General features: G+C 44.1%; 6 protein-coding genes. 3 read left to right on the top strand and 3 right to left on the bottom strand.

Annotated features, from left to right (window positions below; all coding sequences use genetic code 11):
* Positions 1 to 11: 11 nt before the first annotated feature.
* Complete coding sequence (locus tag M4S28_RS22520) at positions 12 to 1,667, bottom strand: hypothetical protein (RefSeq protein WP_249632929.1); 1,656 nt, start codon at positions 1,665 to 1,667, stop codon at positions 12 to 14.
* An 853-nt stretch (positions 1,668 to 2,520) separates the two neighbouring features.
* A complete protein-coding gene (locus tag M4S28_RS22515) occupies positions 2,521 to 15,888 on the bottom strand; it encodes a tandem large repeat (protein WP_249632928.1) in 13,368 nt (4,455 codons plus the stop codon).
* A gap of 258 nt (positions 15,889 to 16,146) precedes the next feature.
* Here M4S28_RS22515 and M4S28_RS22510 point away from each other — a divergent pair, with 258 nt between their 5' ends.
* The 3 genes from M4S28_RS22510 (at position 16,147) to M4S28_RS22500 (ending at position 19,664) form a co-directional block, all read left to right on the top strand.
* On the top strand, positions 16,147 to 17,106 hold the full coding sequence (locus tag M4S28_RS22510; protein ID WP_249632927.1) for a peptidoglycan DD-metalloendopeptidase family protein: 960 nt from the start codon (positions 16,147 to 16,149) through the stop codon (positions 17,104 to 17,106).
* 313 nt (positions 17,107 to 17,419) lie between these two features.
* Entirely contained in the window at positions 17,420 to 18,355 is a 936-nt protein-coding gene (gene ylqF, locus M4S28_RS22505) for a ribosome biogenesis GTPase YlqF (protein WP_054545545.1), read from the top strand.
* Positions 18,356 to 18,638: 283 nt separating this feature from the next.
* The gene (locus M4S28_RS22500) at positions 18,639 to 19,664 is read left to right on the top strand and encodes a GGDEF domain-containing protein (protein WP_249632926.1); all 1,026 of its coding nucleotides are present in this window, start codon (positions 18,639 to 18,641) and stop codon (positions 19,662 to 19,664) included.
* Positions 19,665 to 19,833: 169 nt separating this feature from the next.
* Here the strand turns inward: M4S28_RS22500 and M4S28_RS22495 are convergent, their stop codons facing one another.
* Positions 19,834 to 20,379 carry a GNAT family N-acetyltransferase gene (locus M4S28_RS22495; protein WP_004731280.1) on the bottom strand — a complete coding sequence of 182 codons (546 nt, stop codon included), beginning with the start codon at positions 20,377 to 20,379 and terminating at the stop codon, positions 19,834 to 19,836.
* Between the last annotated feature and the right edge of the window lie 154 nt (positions 20,380 to 20,533).

Raw genomic sequence — 20,533 nt, 5'->3', positions numbered from 1 at the left:
TTCTAGTGAGGTTACAACGACCAATCCAGCACTAATGACTCAAAGCGTTGTTTTTCTTCTGTTGTCATACCTTTAGGCTTGTCGTTTGGCAGAGCTTTTGGCGGAGTTTCAGTAGCGCTCTCAGGCTCAACAAATAAATCGTTATAAGCGACCTGATCAAAAAGTACGTGACGGCTATCAGCATCTTGATCATGTACAAGAGACATAGTAAAGATTCCGTCCGATGGTAGCCCGCTTAGTAATGCTTGTTGCCAATCGTGGTCTTCCCCTTCATAAAACTCTAAATCAAAGACATCTTTATAATCGCTATTGTGATCGATCACATAGAGTGAATTCAAAGCGGTAATGCCGGAGGTGCCAACATCCACTCGGAATAATAGACCACTGTTTTTACCATCCACATAAGCGATCACGGTATTGCTCTGGTCGTAACTTCGAACGATGGCTTGCTGGTCGCTCAGCCATGGCATGTCATCCTCGGTAACTTTATGGATGGCGGCACTGTCTACATCGGAGGTGAATTCTTGTACACTGAATGACTGTCCGTCACTGTAACTGCTTAATTCATCTAATGGTGTGCTGGGTTTCTCTAGCAAAGCAGCATCCGATTCTAATGCTTCAATTTGAGCAAAGCGCTTTTGTTTCGGTGAAAAAATGATCTTGAGTCCACTTTCCCCTTGTTGGACGTCACCCGATATTTTATAAGGTGCCCAGAAATGCGCCATGGCAAAGCCGCTTGCGCTTCTTTGTATTACCTGAGGTGTGTCTTTTTTCTTTTCTTCTTGCTCTAAGGTACGGTAATACTCGACGTCAACATCTTGGTAGTAACCCTTCTCGTTTATGGCCATCTCTCGCCAAAGCTTCCCTTTCCAAAAAACATAAAGAAAACCACCACATAGATCAGAAGCTTTTGCTTTTTCATTACTGCCATCTAAGTAAGCTAATGGCCTCACCGGCACCAACACGTTATCCCATTCATCCATCTGAGTTTCTTTATCAACGGGTTGTAGGTCTTCGGCGAGTTTAAGCAAGATCGGCTGAGGCTGGTCAGAACAAGGGATTTTGATATAAAGCGTTTTACCCTCAGTCTCGAGATCTTTAAACGTCGCGAGGCTTCGATGTTTATTCTCTCGATCTGGCTTACCTACGGTGACTTTTCCTTTTTGAGCCTCAGTTTTACCCAACATCAAACATGCCGCATTGCTAGACCACTGGCCCGCAAACTCAACGACAATTTTGTGTTCTGGGGAAGGTTCAACTGGCGAGAAGCTATAGTGACGTGCCAAAGGTACATCATCGACAACTTGCTGGTAGTTAGCTTTGTGAACGCGCTCTGAACCGCTATTACTCACCCTGTCGACATGTAACTTTAGTCGGGGGAAGCTTGCTAGTTGCTTACTGGTTAATGAACTGCGCCTCACATTGGAGGAAAGACAAACCCAGTTCGCTTTTACGAGTTCTACTCGAATCGCGTTGAGTAGGCTGTGGACATTTTTTTTAGCCGACGCAGTAACCTGCTGAAGCAAATTACTTGGTAATTGAACCAAGATGTCTTTAGGGGTACGCACACGCGAAAATAGCCCTACACACTCATCTGGTGTTAAGACATATTGAAGGTCGTTCGTACTGAGAGACGAACTAGATATAAATTTGCAAACTAAGTGCATTTGGATTCTCCACAACCTACAGGTATATATAGTTGCGGTGATAACTAAGCTGATAAGGCTTAAAAAACGATTTGGTTAAATAAATTCTACGCGTAATGGTTATAAATTTCAATAGATTAGAAGGAGTATCGTCAAAAACCATAACACTAGCAATAAAGCTAATTAAACAGGATAAATAGTCATTTCGTCTGACCAACTAAAAAGGCAAATCAATTTGAACGGATGTCACATAATAATCATTTAATTGCGTACTTAAGTAAATACTAACTAGACCAAACACACATATCTGGTGGAAGCATTTCATCGATTTAGAAGGTTATATTGAGCATTTTCTCATCTGTAAAAGAGAAAAAAAGTGGGAATAAATTCCCACATAAACTTAGCCAATATAAATAGGTTTTATTTTGGAACACTAAATTGGCTTAAAAGGGTGGTACTAAAGTACCAAAATGCAGAACACCACATCAAATAACGATGTGATATAAACACTATATATATTATGCATTTAATATCAAGATGACACTTTTCTAGAGATAACACCAAAAACTACTATGCAAAATATCTATGCAATTGCCATTCTGATTGCATCACCAGTTATATTAGTTATCTGACTGAAAATATGCCTAAATAATGAAACAGAAAAAACAAAATAATTTTCATTTCAATGACTCAGCATCACTAAACTAATCAATATTGGGCACTGGTGTGCAATAATTTTCTTAATAAAATTGAGGGTAATAAAAATGATTAAGCCCTGGATACATACTCAAATTCCAACAACCTGAGATACATTTGCAAAAAAGGTCTGCCGAATAGGCAGACCTTTGTCTAATCTTCCATATAACAATTAGTGTTATGCTGCTAGTTTTGTGCCATTGTCGTAAATAAGCAATTGTCGTAATAAGCTTGGCACTACGACCACTGCAGCGCTCACATCCTTATTTAAGGTAAATGTAGATTCAACCAAAGTAGCATCGGCTCCCAGTCCATTAGCACCACGTAGTGACACCGTCACAGTTCCACCTTCGATTGGATCAAGAGTCATTTCATATTGCCAAACTCCGTTTTCACCGACCAGCACCTCAGCATCTGAAACTTTAACTCCCCCACTGTCTGTGACACTTAGGCTCAACTTATCACCTTCAGAAAAACGAACCGTAGTACCATCGAGAATCAACGTTGGTGACTCTGATTCGTTAACATCATTACCTCTGTTGATCGCAGAGATGCTAATAGTTGGCGTGATAGGCAGCGAATGTGTGCTATCCGCACCCACATTACCCGATAAATCTTGGTAATCTTTCACCACCAAATCAACATTCAAATCAGGCGACGCAGGAACCAATACATCCCCTGTCCACACACTGGCGTCAACACTCTTCGTCAGCGAGATGACCGTACCACCCAACTCAGCACTGGCCGCTTGCAACGCTTTATCGAACTTAAGGCTGACCGATACGCTTTGACCTATCGCTTGGTGTGTTGGGTTAAACGTCACGCTCGTTAACGTCGGCACTGCTTGCGCGAGCGTAAAGCTTGCGCTTTCGGTGACTTGCACACCTGAAGCGTTGGTGCCCGTCACAATGACGGTGTAGCTGCCGTTCGGTTGATCGCTGATGTCAACGTTACTGCTCCAAGCCCCACCGCTTGCTACGGTCGTAACGCCATTTTTCAGTACCGTCTCATTGCCTTGCGCTTTCACTTCTAGGCGGAGCTCTTGACCATCAAAACGGGTCGAGGTGCCTGAGAAGGCCAAGTTCGCGGCATTGCTGCCGTCCACACTGCCCACCGGTGTGATGTCCAAGGTTGGCGTGATAGGCAGCGAATGTGTGCTATCCGCACCCACATTACCCGATAAATCTTGGTAATCTTTCACCACCAAATCCACCGTCAAATCAGACGACGCAGGAACCAATACATCCCCTGTCCACACACTGGCATCCACACTCTTCGTCAGCGAGATGACCGTACCACCCAACTCAGCACTGGCCGCTTGCAACGCTTTATCGAACTTAAGGCTGACCGATACGCTTTGACCTATCGCTTGGTGTGTTGGGTTAAACGTCACGCTCGTTAACGTCGGCACCGCTTGCGCGAGCGTAAAGCTTGCGCTTTCGGTGACTTGCACACCTGAAGCGTTGGTGCCCGTCACAATGACGGTGTAGCTGCCGTTCGGTTGATCACTGATGTCAACGGTACTGCTCCAAGCCCCACCGCTTGCTACGGTCGCGTTGCCACTTTTTAATACCGTCTCACTGCCTTGCGCTTTCACTTCCAGGCGGAGCTCTTGACCATCAAAACGGGTCGAAGTGCCTGAGAAGGCCAAGTTCGCGGCATTGCTGCCGTCCACACTGCCCACAGGTGTGATGTCCAAGGTTGGCGTGATAGGCAGCGAATGTGTGCTATCCGCACCCACATTACCCGATAAATCTTGGTAATCTTTCACCACCAAATCCACCGTCAAATCAGACGACGCAGGAACCAATACATCCCCTGTCCACACGCTGGCATCCACACTCTTCGTCAGCGAGATGACCGTACTACCCAACTCAGCACTGGCCGCTTGCAACGCTTTATCGAACTTAAGGCTGACCGATACGCTTTGACCTATCGCTTGGTGTGTTGGGTTAAACGTCACGCTCGTTAACGTCGGCACCGCTTGCGCGAGCGTAAAGCTTGCGCTTTCGGTGACTTGCACACCTGAAGCGTTGGTGCCCGTCACAATGACGGTGTAGCTGCCGTTCGGTTGATCGCTGATGTCAACGGTACTGCTCCAAGCCCCACCGCTTGCTACGGTCGTAACGCCATTTTTCAGTACCGTCTCATTGCCTTGCGCTTTCACTTCCAGGCGGAGCTCTTGACCATCAAAACGAGTCGAGGTGCCTGAGAAGGCCAAGTTCGCGGCATTGCTGCCGTCCACACTGCCCACCGGTGTGATGTCCAAGGTTGGCGTGATAGGCAGCGAATGTGTGCTATCCGCACCCACATTACCCGATAAATCTTGGTAATCTTTCACCACCAAATCCACCGTCAAATCAGACGACGCAGGAACCAATACATCCCCTGTCCACACACTGGCGTCCACACTCTTCGTCAGCGAGATGACCGTACCACCCAACTCAGCACTGGCCGCTTGCAACGCTTTATCGAACTTAAGGCTGACCGATACGCTTTGACCTATCGCTTGGTGTGTTGGGTTAAACGTCACGCTCGTTAACGTCGGCACCGCTTGCGCGAGCGTAAAGCTTGCGCTTTCGGTGACTTGCACACCTGAAGCGTTGGTGCCCGTCACAATGACGGTGTAGCTGCCGTTCGGTTGATCGCTGATGTCAACGGTACTGCTCCAAGCCCCACCGCTTGCTACGGTCGTAACGCCATTTTTCAGTACCGTCTCATTGCCTTGCGCTTTCACTTCCAGGCGGAGCTCTTGACCATCAAAACGAGTCGAGGTGCCTGAGAAGGCCAAGTTCGCGGCATTGCTGCCGTCCACACTGCCCACCGGTGTGATGTCCAAGGTTGGCGTGATAGGCAGCGAATGTGTGCTATCCGCACCCACATTACCCGATAAATCTTGGTAATCTTTCACCACCAAATCCACCGTCAAATCAGACGACGCAGGAACCAATACATCCCCTGTCCACACACTGGCATCCACACTCTTCGTCAGCGAGATGACCGTACCACCCAACTCAGCACTGGCCGCTTGCAACGCTTTATCGAACTTAAGGCTGACCGATACGCTTTGACCTATCGCTTGGTGTGTTGGGTTAAACGTCACGCTCGTTAACGTCGGCACCGCTTGCGCGAGCGTAAAGCTTGCGCTTTCGGTGACTTGCACACCTGAAGCGTTGGTGCCCGTCACAATGACGGTGTAGCTGCCGTTCGGTTGATCGCTGATATCAACGGTACTGCTCCAAGCCCCACCGCTTGCTACGGTCGTAACGCCATTTTTCAGTACCGTCTCATTGCCTTGCGCTTTCACTTCCAGGCGGAGCTCTTGACCATCAAAACGAGTCGAGGTGCCTGAGAAGGCCAAGTTCGCGGCATTGCTGCCGTCCACACTGCCCACCGGTGTGATGTCCAAGGTTGGCGTGATAGGCAGCGAATGTGTGCTATCCGCACCCACATTACCCGATAAATCTTGGTAATCTTTCACCACCAAATCCACCGTCAAATCAGACGACGCAGGAACCAATACATCCCCTGTCCACACACTGGCATCCACACTCTTCGTCAGCGAGATGACCGTACCACCCAACTCAGCACTGGCCGCTTGCAACGCTTTATCGAACTTAAGGCTGACCGATACGCTTTGACCTATCGCTTGGTGTGTTGGGTTAAACGTCACGCTCGTTAACGTCGGCACTGCTTGCGCGAGCGTAAAGCTTGCGCTTTCGGTGACTTGCACACCTGAAGCGTTGGTGCCCGTCACAATGACGGTGTAGCTGCCGTTCGGTTGATCGCTGATATCAACGGTACTGCTCCAAGCCCCACCGCTTGCTACGGTCGTAACGCCATTTTTCAGTACCGTCTCATTGCCTTGCGCTTTCACTTCCAGGCGGAGCTCTTGACCATCAAAACGAGTCGAGGTGCCTGAGAAGGCCAAGTTCGCGGCATTGCTGCCGTCCACACTGCCCACCGGTGTGATGTCCAAGGTTGGCGTGATAGGCAGCGAATGTGTGCTATCCGCACCCACATTACCCGATAAATCTTGGTAATCTTTCACCACCAAATCCACCGTCAAATCAGACGACGCAGGAACCAATACACCCCCTGTCCACACGCTGGCATCCACACTCTTCGTCAGCGAGATGACCGTACCACCCAACTCAGCACTGGCCGCTTGCAACGCTTTATCGAACTTAAGGCTGACCGATACGCTTTGACCTATCGCTTGGTGTGTTGGGTTAAACGTCACGCTCGTTAACGTCGGCACCGCTTGCGCGAGCGTAAAGCTTGCGCTTTCGGTGACTTGCACACCTGAAGCGTTGGTGCCCGTCACAATGACGGTGTAGCTGCCGTTCGGTTGATCGCTGATGTCAACGGTACTGCTCCAAGCCCCACCGCTTGCTACGGTCGCGTTGCCACTTTTTAATACCGTCTCACTGCCTTGCGCTTTCACTTCCAGGCGGAGCTCTTGACCATCAAAACGGGTCGAAGTGCCTGAGAAGGCCAAGTTCGCGGCATTGCTGCCGTCCACACTGCCCACAGGTGTGATGTCCAAGGTTGGCGTGATAGGCAGCGAATGTGTGCTATCCGCACCCACATTACCCGATAAATCTTGGTAATCTTTCACCACCAAATCCACCGTCAAATCAGACGACGCAGGAACCAATACATCCCCTGTCCACACGCTGGCATCCACACTCTTCGTCAGCGAGATGACCGTACTACCCAACTCAGCACTGGCCGCTTGCAACGCTTTATCGAACTTAAGGCTGACCGATACGCTTTGACCTATCGCTTGGTGTGTTGGGTTAAACGTCACGCTCGTTAACGTCGGCACCGCTTGCGCGAGCGTAAAGCTTGCGCTTTCGGTGACTTGCACACCTGAAGCGTTGGTGCCCGTCACAATGACGGTGTAGCTGCCGTTCGGTTGATCGCTGATGTCAACGGTACTGCTCCAAGCCCCACCGCTTGCTACGGTCGTAACGCCATTTTTCAGTACCGTCTCATTGCCTTGCGCTTTCACTTCCAGGCGGAGCTCTTGACCATCAAAACGAGTCGAGGTGCCTGAGAAGGCCAAGTTCGCGGCATTGCTGCCGTCCACACTGCCCACCGGTGTGATGTCCAAGGTTGGCGTGATAGGCAGCGAATGTGTGCTATCCGCACCCACATTACCCGATAAATCTTGGTAATCTTTCACCACCAAATCCACCGTCAAATCAGACGACGCAGGAACCAATACATCCCCTGTCCACACACTGGCGTCCACACTCTTCGTCAGCGAGATGACCGTACCACCCAACTCAGCACTGGCCGCTTGCAACGCTTTATCGAACTTAAGGCTGACCGATACGCTTTGACCTATCGCTTGGTGTGTTGGGTTAAACGTCACGCTCGTTAACGTCGGCACCGCTTGCGCGAGCGTAAAGCTTGCGCTTTCGGTGACTTGCACACCTGAAGCGTTGGTGCCCGTCACAATGACGGTGTAGCTGCCGTTCGGTTGATCGCTGATGTCAACGGTACTGCTCCAAGCCCCACCGCTTGCTACGGTCGCGTTGCCACTTTTTAATACCGTCTCACTGCCTTGCGCTTTCACTTCCAGGCGGAGCTCTTGACCATCAAAACGGGTCGAAGTGCCTGAGAAGGCCAAGTTCGCGGCATTGCTGCCGTCCACACTGCCCACCGGTGTGATGTCCAAGGTTGGCGTGATAGGCAGCGAATGTGTGCTATCCGCACCCACGTTACCCACCAAATCTTTATACTGGCTTACGATCAAACCCACAGCTAGTTCTTTGGTATCCGGTACTTGAACACTACCCTCCCAAACTTTCTTGTCGGTCGTTACAGTTAAGGAGCTAACTTCATTTTCACCAAGCATTGCGGTTGCTTCTTGTAATTCTTTATCGAATTCAAGAGTTACTTTTACATTTTCACCGATCTCCTGATGCAGTGGATCAAACGTCACTTTGGTCAGCGTTGGCAGAACACCCTCGACCCCCATAACCAAACTATCCCCTGTTCCGGGGATAGTATTTACGCTTTCGTAACTATTATCACCGACCCGTATGGTTATGTTTTTGTCCTGTTTTTCAGGCGTTATATAATTGACCGACCAAGTTATGTTATCTGTTGTAATCCATGATGCTTGCTTCAGCTCGCCTGTATCATTACCATCACTTGCTTGAATCTCTACATCTGAAAATTCAAATTGATTAACCTCTTCAGTGAAGGTAAACAAAAGTGGAATTTCGACTCCACCAGCCAAAGGCATTGACGCTGTCGTTGATATTGTTAACTCAGGAATACTTGCAGCTTCAACTTTTGCATTTAGTGACTTCTCGGTCTTGTGTTCAACTAAATCGTCTGCTGTTACCGTTATTAGATAGTCGCCAGGAGACAAAAGATAACGTATCAAGTAAGGGTCACCGTCTTTGGTCGGTTCTTCAATTGATTGTGGGTTTACCTGGGCATCGGTACCGTTGTTTGCAGTAGAATTAACACTGCTTAGATTTTTATCGAAGACGTATGCTCTTACATCCAAATAATATTGCCCTTCCTCCGGAATCATCGAATCCTGAGTACTGGTGATACTTGAAATGACCGGAGCTTGGTAATCAACAATGGACGCAATGCCTTCAACATCGTAAGTCTTATTGAGCACATTAACGTCGGTAATGACTCGCCCGATAGAATCGGTTACGGTTACTTTTTGCATGTACTCAGCTTGAGCATCGATATCAAAAGTCATCGTATCTGAAGCTGTTGAAGAGGCTATTTTTCCAGAAAACTTAATTGTGTTACCTGAAACTGGAACCAAATCTATAGTATAGCTAGCAGCCTTTACATCCTCTCCCTCATCAGAGGTAATGGTGAGCGCTTGGCTATCATTAGTAAAAGCAAGCTTACCCCCTTGTAAACTTGTTATGCCATCAAAAGCCAAATCAATAGTTGGCATCCTAATGTCAATATCAATCGTCTTATTTTGAGTCCAACCTACATTGTCAGTTGCTTCGACATTGACTCGTATCGAATTCAACTCTTCTAGCTCAATTTTTGGAAGATCAAAATAAAGATGTGAACTGTCGCTAGCGTCATCTTTATCAAAAACATATTTAGGGTTAATTATTGTGTACTTAACCTTTGCTATGCCGCTACCCTCATCCCACACAGAAAACTGAAATCTAACTAAACTAGCATCATCCGGAGATTCATTGAGGGATACAGCGTCGTCAACATTAGGTTTGCTATTATCGACCAGTACGCTGACTTGATCGCTTATAGACTCTCCCCATACATCAATAATTTGGATTTTTGGCGTAATAGGTTGACCATCAAGTTTATCATCTAATGGCGCGGTAAACGTAGAGCAAGAATAGCCATCCTCGCACTTAATGAAAGGGCCAAAGCTCTCTGGGTTATCATTTAGATTGTATGTGGCACCATCTAAAGTCACGACGATATTTTCCAGATCAGAATTTTGTCCAACCTTCACCTTGAAATTCATTTCAAGAGTCTCACCTCGAACAATAGTATCTTTACCGGGGCTAGTAATGGCGATTTCTAAATCGCCTTGGGCTGGAAGCAATAACTCTAACGCATGATCCGAACCTAAGTTTCCGGCGATATCAGACAAGTTCTTAATCGTGTATAAGTGCTGCAACGCTCCCGCAGGTAAAATATCGGCATACAAACCTGTATACGAACAGGTCGTTATACCCAATTTCGTGCTACAGCTATTTGGTTTAAAAGACCTGTTTAATCGGTTTCTTATTAATAATGGCTCATTACCATCACTAATATCCACACCAGAAAGATTGTCTTTGAAGCTCAATGTTAAGCTCAAAATTTTCTCACCTTTGTCGTTCAAACCAACGTCATTACCAGTAAATTGATATGTGTCCTGTTCAACCGTTGGGACATCGATATCCATCATATTAAAGCTGAACTTATTAACAGTTTCAGTGCCATTCGTTCCGACTGTTTTAGTTATCAAAACCACAGGTGAAACAGACATATTCACATCAGTTGTAACGCTACACTTATAATTCTCTTGAGGATTATTTATAACACCTGAATAAGCATAGTTTGGAACATCTTCCGGCACACCGTCTGATGTGTAATTTTCTCTTACCCAACATTCTAATGTATCCGCTTTTACCTCACCCACAGGGTCAAATTCAACATTGAGGGTACTTCCCGATATATGACTTTGGAAGTCAGTCGGTTTTGCGATTGACAGAGCAACACCTTGACGTTGCACATTGATACTTTCTGACCTTGTTGCAGACGGCCTTTCTTGTTCTGAGTTATAGCGAACATTATTATAAACTTTGAATTCCAGCTGATAGGCTCCGTCTTCAGTTAGATCTGCCTCTGTCAACCTAGCTTCCCATAAGCCGTCTTTCTGAGAAAATGAGATACTGTTGGTTTGTTCCCCATATTTATAAGTACCTTCAACTAGCGGGATCCCGCTTTCGTCTTCGGCAGCAATACTGATAATTACAGGTTCACTACGAGTAATTTGTATCTGGCCACCAACAGAAGAAACTGGCGTGCCACCTTCATATGTGAAGAGCACCGGATGAATAAATGGCATTAAGTTCTGAACTTTAACCGCATAATCTACGCTTGTTGTATTTCCTCTAATGTCCGAACCGCCTAATCTTATTGTGCGAATTGCACTATCGCCATCGTTTTCACCACCTAAAGGGATCTTCATTTCATCACCAACTAAGGTGCTTGCATCAGATGGGTTTTCTTTAAAAGTCCAATACTCTAATGTTTCTTTGTTAACACCCTCTGACGAAGGTGTTCCCCTGTCATTTAAGTCTTGAGCAGAAAGGTTGAATACATAATTACCAAGATAGAAACTTTCCGGATCAAACCCATTTAACTTTAGTGATGGCCCTTCACGATCTAGCAGAATAGTTCTAATTTCTGTTTTAGATTCAAATCCATATTCGTCTACAGCTTTAAGGTACAGGTTCGCCTTTTTGTCTTCGCCAATTACGATAGCGTCACTTTGCGTTTCTGTAATTACGATATCAAAAGGCTGCGTTGGATCTTCGGGGTCAATTGAACGTATTGCAGCCACTTGATCTTGTTGCCAAAGTTGAACTTTAGATACGTCAGAATCGTCAGATACTGACGTAAGCTTCACCGTAAAGTTGGTACCAAGAACATAGCTTTCACCGGAGTTTGTATCTATTACCCACGGGTCAGCAAGTTCAATTACTGGCCCCTTATTGTCGACTAAGAATTCAAATTCACCACTGTGTGTACCCAATGGAAAAGAGCTGTCTGTTGCTGTTACGTAGAAAAAGTTTTTCTCATTATATTTAAATGCATCGGCAACTAGTCTCACCTCTACATTAGGCTGAATACCAAAGAGATACGGCTCAGTACTCTCTTCAGGTTCGGTTTCGTACTGTTGTAAAGTGAAACGCCTTCCAGACTCTGCCTTCATTTCGACTTTAACCAAGCTTCCCGTGCTTAAACTCCAAGTAATATCAGGAACCCAACTTGAGTTACCACCCAGATGGTTGGCAATTTTAGATCCGTTTACTACCGGGCCTTTTGAATCAAGTAATACACTAAATTGAGGGGCATTGGTCGTCTGACGGTTAACTATATTAGACAAATTGTCTTCAGCACTCACATATACAGTCCAATTACCATCTTCTGGACTAAGAGTATTATCTTCTGCGCTACATTTGTCTCCAGAGCATAGTTTCACCTTAAAATATTTTTCTTCATTACTTGAAAAACGGTTCGGATCATAACTATTGCTTTCGCCTGTGGCCGCGTTATAGAAAGTTAGGCCGCGCTTATCCAACTTATCCCCTACAGGATCATCAATTGTAAAAGTGAGTTCTTGGTTATAATTGGTGTTCAGGTAGACGCCCTCTTCTACCGGGTTATCGTCACCACCGATCGGGGGAGTGTAAGTGACCAAAGGATAATCATTATCGATATATAAGGTTTCTATATGGGGATCATATCCATTGTAACCATAGCTATTTCCATGCTCGTCCATTGCACTCGTTATAAGCTCAAACTTGTCAATACCTGTGAGATTTGACGACTCAGTATCAAGGGTAAATAAATACTCTTTTTTATAACTATCACCACCTGACTCTCGAATATTCAGGTCAATTGGGGTTCCCGTATTCGGTTCAGTTTTTTCATACCACATAGTAACAAATGATGGCTGACTGCCTTCTTCTACTACAATGCCAGACGGATCTTCCAAAAGAATCCGCGAATCTAAAACACCAGCAACGTAACGTTTATTTCCAATCCATGTTTCTCGGCCATTTTCGATACTTAGCGAAGGTTGAGGCGGTGATTTATCAATACTTTCGCCATCACCGTCTATAATCTGTTCGCCTTCTAGGCTTGGGTTCGCCATTGATATCTGGTCGGCGTATCGCTGAGCTAGGTTAGCTGCTACACCATACTTTTCAGTCATAATCTTATAGTACGATTGCGCTAAGTCATTACGGTAAGACTTTGAGCTAAATTCATATGAATCTAGAACTATTTTTTTACCCCCACTACCAATACCGTTAGCTTGGCCATCGTACTGCAAGTCATCATAAATTGCGGAAGCAAAATCAACAGAGTTACTTAGTAGCATATTGTTTACTTGGGTAATGTCGTAAATCGCTTCTACTAAAAACCTATGAATATAATTATTAGGTAGTTTTTCTGGAATAGCATCTTTCAACATTTCATTCGTCGCATACGAAACGATCGTTGGGTCGAAACCAAAGAATGAATCGCTTCCACCAGCGAGAGCATATTCTACGTCGTCTAAAATTCGTGCGGCATTCTCAGGGGTCTTGTTTCCAGATTCAACTTGATTCCATTGAGAGTCAAACAGTCCAGTTTGGTATGTTGCTAGCTCGGTAATATAAAAAGTTTTAGAACCATTAAGTTTAAAGTAGGCTCCTATATTTGCGCTATTTAAGTTCACTTGTTCTGATCGTGCGCCTGGATCACTTTCCCACTTGTAGTAATGCGGTTGTGTATTACCATCAATACCGATTAACCGCACTCGCATAAAGTCATAGTTGACTAAATCTGTTGTCGCTTCGCAACTCGCAACATCAAGTGCTGGAGAGTTGTCAATTTCTAGCTGTTGAATAGTGGTACAATTTGCTAATGACGTAAATTCTCCGCTCGAGCCCAAACCTTCAAGTTGCACTCGAGCACCAATAAATGGAGTAATAACAGTCATTGTGGGTAAGTCAAAACTGCTGCGAAAGTAAACTTCTTGAACGGCACTTTTGTTGTTTGATTCGTCGATGGTTTGTATTTCGAGCTTTTGGCCTGCATTTTCAGAAACAGATTTAAAACTCTCTCCCAAAATTTCTTTCACAAATGGGACGTAGTAAATGATTTCACTGACATGGCCACTACTATTGAGAATTTCTTCGTGGGGAATTTTCGCTAAATATTTCTCTGTAGATGCTTGAGTTTCCGTCGTTTTCTGATAAGCGTATGTACCGTCATTGTTTTGGCTTACATAATACTTGACAGAAAGCGTTAACTTATCTGCGCTTGAACCCAAAACAGCCTCAGAACTGATATCCGAAACTCTTACACGTACGTAAGGGATGTTATTTTCTTTAAGCAAGTTTACGTTGAAATCATCAAACTCAACCCCACTAAGTGAGCCTTGCAGACCTGTACTTGCGTACATGAAATCAATTTTCAGATAGTCGCGGCTCGATTGCACACTTTCTGACGTATACGTACTTTGGGTATATGCGCCTTCGTATGTCGTCCTTTCCCCATCCACATCGACATTTACAAATGCCATCGAGGTCCCTTCTGGGTACGTAATATCTTGAGCTGGCTCTTGATCATCCTTAGTTACTGTATGTGGCTCTATTCCTACATTCCCTTGCGTATCTGTCGCCGTAATTTCAAATGATGTTGTTGATGATGAAAAGTCCTCTGCAGGATAGCTCTCTTCGAAGCTACAAGCGCTACCAAACTCAGCGTTCATCGGCTTACATTCTAAATTTTTAGGTAGTTCTCCATTGATTCTTACCGTCGTTGATTCGATATTTTGATAATCTTCTTTTATAATTCCTCTAAGAAAATAGTAATCATCTTTGCCATTGAAAGTTTCTTCTGAAGTTACCTCAATTACCGGCGCATTGTTGTCCCATTCAAAGTTTACATAATGGCCAATATCTCGCCCTTGAACTAATTCGTTGCCTAAGACATCAGTCGTATAAAAAACCAAACGTGCAGCAGTGACATTTGAGAGCCCCGTATCCGAATCAACTTCTACCGCATCAATGGCTTTTGTGTCTACGCTTACTTTAATACTTGTTTCTCTAAGACCAGATTCAAAGCCGTCGAATTCCAAGAAACAAAACTCACTACCCGCAGTATGTTCATCGTCACACTGACTCTCGAGAGACCAGACACCGTCCAGTTGGTATTCAAGGTACGCTGAAACACCTTGAACACCAATTTCATCATTGAGCTTGATATCCACTTTATCGAGACCTGCCAATACATCACTGTCTGTTCTAGACACTGTAGGCGCTTCGGTATCAATTTCGGTTTCGTCGCGAGGAGGGATCACACCGCCAGTACCGCTATTGGTGCCTTGGTCATTAATCTTACGGCTAAACTCAACATAGTCGTCTGCGTCTGTTCCTGAAATATTTAAGTTAGGATCATTGACGACAATTAGAACATGCTGTGCCAAATCGTTAGTGTAAATATCACTAGAGACTTTTTGTTGACCGAAGGTCAAAGGGGTTACCCCTCCCGACACAGTACTTATTTCCAGCCCATCGAGAAGACCATCGGCAATGACATCTCGATATTGGATATCAGCCAAATGCATCGATGTGTAAATATTACTCTGAGTATCACCGTATTTTTGAATTAGGTCGTACGAATAAGAAGAATAAGCGGTTAACAAAGCACCATATTGGTGACCGGATGTAGCAAAACTACTTTGACCACCTTTAGTAATGTCTATCGGAGTAGTTTCATTGACATCGAAACCATACATATCGTTAATGCTATTTAGTGATTCCGATATAGCAGTAGAGTCTGACACTCCCCTGCCTACTTTGTATTGAGTTAAGCCTGAAACGATGTTCGTCAAAGGGGTCAGCATTAAGTTTTGATCACGCCCTTCATTGTAATTGAGCATAGCTTCTAAACGCAGTGTTTTGCCGTTACTGACAGACACTGTATTTTTCGTTAAGGGATCGGTATAACTGCCTTCTTTAGCTACGATAAAAAGTGGCATTGATGAAGATTCAAATTCAACCTTGTAGTCACCAAAAGCATCGGAAGTCGTACTTGCTAACTTCCTACCTAGGTTTCCATCCTTGTATTCAAACACCTCAATTTTCGCACCGCTCACAGGAGCGTCAAAAACGTTACCTGAGATGCTTCCGGTATTCCTTGCTGGCGGGGTGTTATCACCTCCACCTTCCCCACCGCCACATGCGCTTAAGATAAGCGACGTAACAATAAGACCTAATGTTGATTTCAGCGTATTTTTAGTGAACATAGTATTCTGGCAGAGTATATTTTGCCGCGATTATATTATCGTCTAAAATTTTCTCAACATGACATAATAACTACTTGCAAAGTACAATTTAGCTAAATCAAAAGGTGAAAGGTTTGTTTTTTATCACTCTAGAAACACACCCTATGCCTTTAGCCAGTCATTAAGAAGGAATGAACTAAAATAACATGCAAAAAAAACAAATAAATATTATGATCTAATTCTTATTTTTATCCATTAACCGAATTTTATTGATGATTTATGTATTTGAAAATAAATAGCCATTTAAGTCGCCGCACCCTTTCCTTTGGCCTTTTGATGGTTTTTTTGATCGTTTCAACAGCCATATCGCTAAGCTACAACCATTCAAATACTGATAAAAAACAGGCACCTAAAATAGCTAAGCCCAAAAGCATTCATATTCCAACCCCAGCTCCGACATCTGAAATGGTTTCAGGGGTTGTGAAATACTCTTTTGTCAGTTCCATACTATCCTCTGGTTTGACGAACAATGAATTAAAATCACTATTGAGTCTATTAGGTGATAATTTTGACATTATTAAATCAGTTAACAACGGTGATAAGTTTTCAATAAAAACCCAACATGATGGTACAAACACAGAATATGTCAGTGCTTTTTACTATTTAGGCAGTGATATAGAATTTTTTGCTATGAGAGGGGCGGATGATAATATCTATAACGAAAATGGATATAAAATAAATAATGACTATGTATTCCCTCTTCCTAAGCATTATCGAGTAAGTTCATCATTCGATTTAAACAGGAAACACCCTATAACGAATCGAATTGCACCTCATTTTGGAACGGATTACGCGACACCTATTGGCACAGAGATTCATTCGTTGTCCGACGGTGTCGTTTTGAAGTCTCGATATAACCGTTTCGCAGGTAACTACCTAACCATAAAACACACTGATGGAAACTATGCGCGCTACCTTCATCTTTCAGAAAGACATGTCTTAGCTGGGGAATACATCACTAAAGGTCAGATAATCGGTCTTACTGGGAATTCAGGCCGAACAACTGGACCTCACTTGCATTTAGAGCTTTCGGTTGCTGGAGTACCGATTAACTTCGAACAATATATCAACGCAGACAAAAGCTACAACGACCAATTTATATACATCGCTCAAGCAGAGCGTAAACAGCTAATAAAAAGCCTAGCTCAATCGATACAATCAAGCCAACCTCCAACATAGTGCTTTTCGGAGTAACATTTGATTTTATCTTTGAGGCAAACCAAGCAAATACTCGCATTATTTGTCTCCGAATAGGCGACTCAAATAACGCGTTCTCTCACTAACTCATTTCAAGTTGCTAGCAGTTGAATCAAAGGCTTAGCCGCATAAGTACTGCGTTCTAAATTGTAACTTAATAGTCAATTTCAATTGAACTCCCAAGAATCTTTGCGCAAATGTCTTTTTCCGTAGTTCTTCTAGGCGATATAGCGCTTTACACGCCCTAGCGAACCCTTACAATGTGCAGCAAATATATTTATCAAGGTTTATCTCTATGTCTATTCAATGGTTTCCGGGTCACATGCATAAAGCCCGCAAAGAAATCGAAGAAGTTATCCCACAGGTTGATGTGATCATCGAAGTACTGGACGCTCGTATCCCGTTCAGTAGTGAAAACCCAATGATCTCTTCACTGCGCGGCGATAAGCCTTGTGTAAAAGTGTTGAACAAGCGCGACCTTGCCGATCCTGAGCTTACTGAGCGTTGGATTGAGCACTTCGAGAAAGAGCAAGGCGTTAAAGCGATTGCCATTACCACCAGCGTAAAAGAAGAAGTTAACCACGTGATGGAGCTAGTACGTAAACTGGCACCGCACCGTGAGCAAATGGGCAAGAACATTCGAACAATGATTATGGGTATCCCTAACGTGGGTAAATCGACCATTATCAACTGTTTGGCTGGACGTACGATTGCGGTAACGGGTAACCAACCTGCTGTAACTCGTCGTCAACAACGCATCAACCTGCAAAACGGTGTGATCCTTTCAGATACTCCTGGGATCCTTTGGCCTAAAGTAGAAAACCCACACAGCGGCTTCCGTTTAGCTGCGACTGGTGCGGTAAAAGATACAGCAATGGAATACGACGAAGTGGCATTCTACACAGTAGAATACCTAGCAAAGCAATACCCTCACCTACTGCAAGAACGCTACCAAATTGAAGAGCTGCCAGAGTCTGACATCGAATTGATGGAAGCGATTGGTCGTAAGCGTGGTGCACTTCGTGCAGGTGGTCATATAGACATTCACAAGTGTTCGGAAATCCTACTTCACGAACTTCGCAACGGTACTTTAGGTAAAGTAACGCTAGAGCTACCAGAGATGATCACCAAAGAATTGGTTGAAGTAGAAGAAGCGGCTGCGCTAAAAGCCGAGCAACAAATAAAGAAAAAAGAAGAACGCCGTAAACGTTACTTGAAGAACAAGCGCTAATCGCTATTAGTTTTTATTAATCTCCATTAGTTTCTGTTAACACTCTTACACCAGCCTCTAAGATATTCACGTTCTACCGATAATAGAGCGTGAATATTGCCTTGTACCGTTTGTTGATCTAGCTAACATACTGACAAATCTATAGAAATGGTCATTTACAATCCTAAAGACTGTGACATACTACGCAAATTATTGTGTATTCATTTCGGCTAGTTTCTCAATGCGCTCTTATTCTGGGTTCAAGAATCAAAGATTTAAAACCTATTTCGATAATGAAATTTATTTGCCGTACATAAATTTCATCTACATCCCGATCTCAATATTCTGTGCTTTCATTGTTACCGACTACATTCACTTTGGTACAGAGTGTGTAACACCTATCATTTTCCGAGTCTTACTTTTTCTATTGATGATGGCTGTCGCCAGATACTGCATTACAAATAAACCCAACGTTTTAGAACTCATAGAAAGTACCTTCCTTGTAATTAGCTCGCTTTTCTTGGTCTATGTAGGCCGACTCGCTATCGAGCTGAGTAATTTCGATTACCAAGGTGGCATCATTCTCGTAATGATCTACATCGGAACCTTTTCAAGACTGTCTGTTAAATACAGCATCTCTACGCTGTCATTTATCTTTTTGGCTTATCTCATTGGCCTTGCCCCTCAGCTTTATGAAGCAGAGCCTAGTCACGAAATAGAAACCATTTCCGTATACGTTTCAGCTTATATTCTTATTGCAGCTTCTTGTTTAAGACGAGATTTCGAAGTGCATAAACGCTTCACTCAATCCGAACAGCTTCGTAAACAAGCAATACAACTCCGCAAGCAATCTAATATGTTTGAAGCCCTTTCTTATCAAGATGCGCTAACGGGTTGCTACAACCGCCTTTATCTTCATCAGGTGATCGAACCAAGAATAGACCGTCAGTTATCCATTACATCAATCATGATAGATATTGATCATTTCAAATCGATTAACGACACCTACGGCCACCAAATGGGTGATATGGTGATCAAAGAACTGGCCGATGAGATTCAAAAAAGGCTACCAACCAGCAGTAACTGCTTTCGATACGGCGGTGAAGAGTTTTTGGTGATGGTCCAAGGAGAAACTGAGGCTTCAATTGAATCGCTAGTTAACTCCCTATTAGAATCCCCTTCTCTCCTTCGGTTAGAAGTAACGATTTCAATCGGTGTGAAACATGCGTTACAGGCTCTCGGCTCTGTCGAACAACTTATCGACGATGCCGATCAAGCACTCTACATTTCGAAGAAGAGCGGTAGAAATAAGATCACATGGAGTGATTAATCGCCCAGCATTTCACGCGCCCTAGCGATTCATTATAACGACCATTAATCCAATCAAAAAAGCCCCGAACAATTGAATGCTCGGGGCTTTTGTCTTTGTTCTTGTGCTTTAAAATAGCTTCGTTAAGAACCTGCTACTCAGCAAAAAACCAATACTCAACAAGAATCGACTAAGAATACACAACGCTCGCTGTTTTCTGTTCAAGTTCAACGGGAGAGCTCCAAGAAATCACTTTTTCATTCACTTGGCTGCCACATGGTGCGTTCCAAACTTGCTCTAGTTCTTCTTTGCCACCAATCGCCTGATAAAAAGCAATCGCTTGGTGGTTCTCAGACATCACCTCTAGGTAAAGCCCCGAATCAGAATAGTATTGCTGCAACCACTTTGACAATTCAGACAATAGACGCTTGCCAACACCACGACCGTGGTAATTATTGTCTACGTGTAACGCATCAATGAACGTACCACGTTCAAAGTTGTGATTACCAAACGCGCAGACAAAACCAACCAGTAAACCGCCTTCTTCAAGCAATAAAACATGTTGGTTGAAAGGAGGATTAATCAAACGAGTCTGCCAAATAACAGATCTGTCCTCCAAAACATCATTTTCTAGGTAATCATCAGCAAGAATGCCACGGTAATATAGCTTCCAGCTATCCGCGTGTAATTGGGCAATCCGCTCATAATCTTTATATTCAGCTACCTTAATTTCCATTTATTAGCCCTTAGTACTTCCATTTATGACTTGCTACTACATTTCACACTACCTTTATACAATATTTAAGCAAAACATACTAATACACGTTTACACTTTCAATATTGACTTACACGTGTACGCTGATATTCTAGCGAACAGATGTAAGCTCAAT

Source organism: Vibrio sp. J383 (assembly GCF_023503985.1).
GTDB classification, from domain to species: domain Bacteria; phylum Pseudomonadota; class Gammaproteobacteria; order Enterobacterales; family Vibrionaceae; genus Vibrio; species Vibrio splendidus.
The sequence above is the reverse complement of the archived record's forward strand: the minus strand, read 5'-3'. Positions and strand labels throughout refer to the sequence as shown.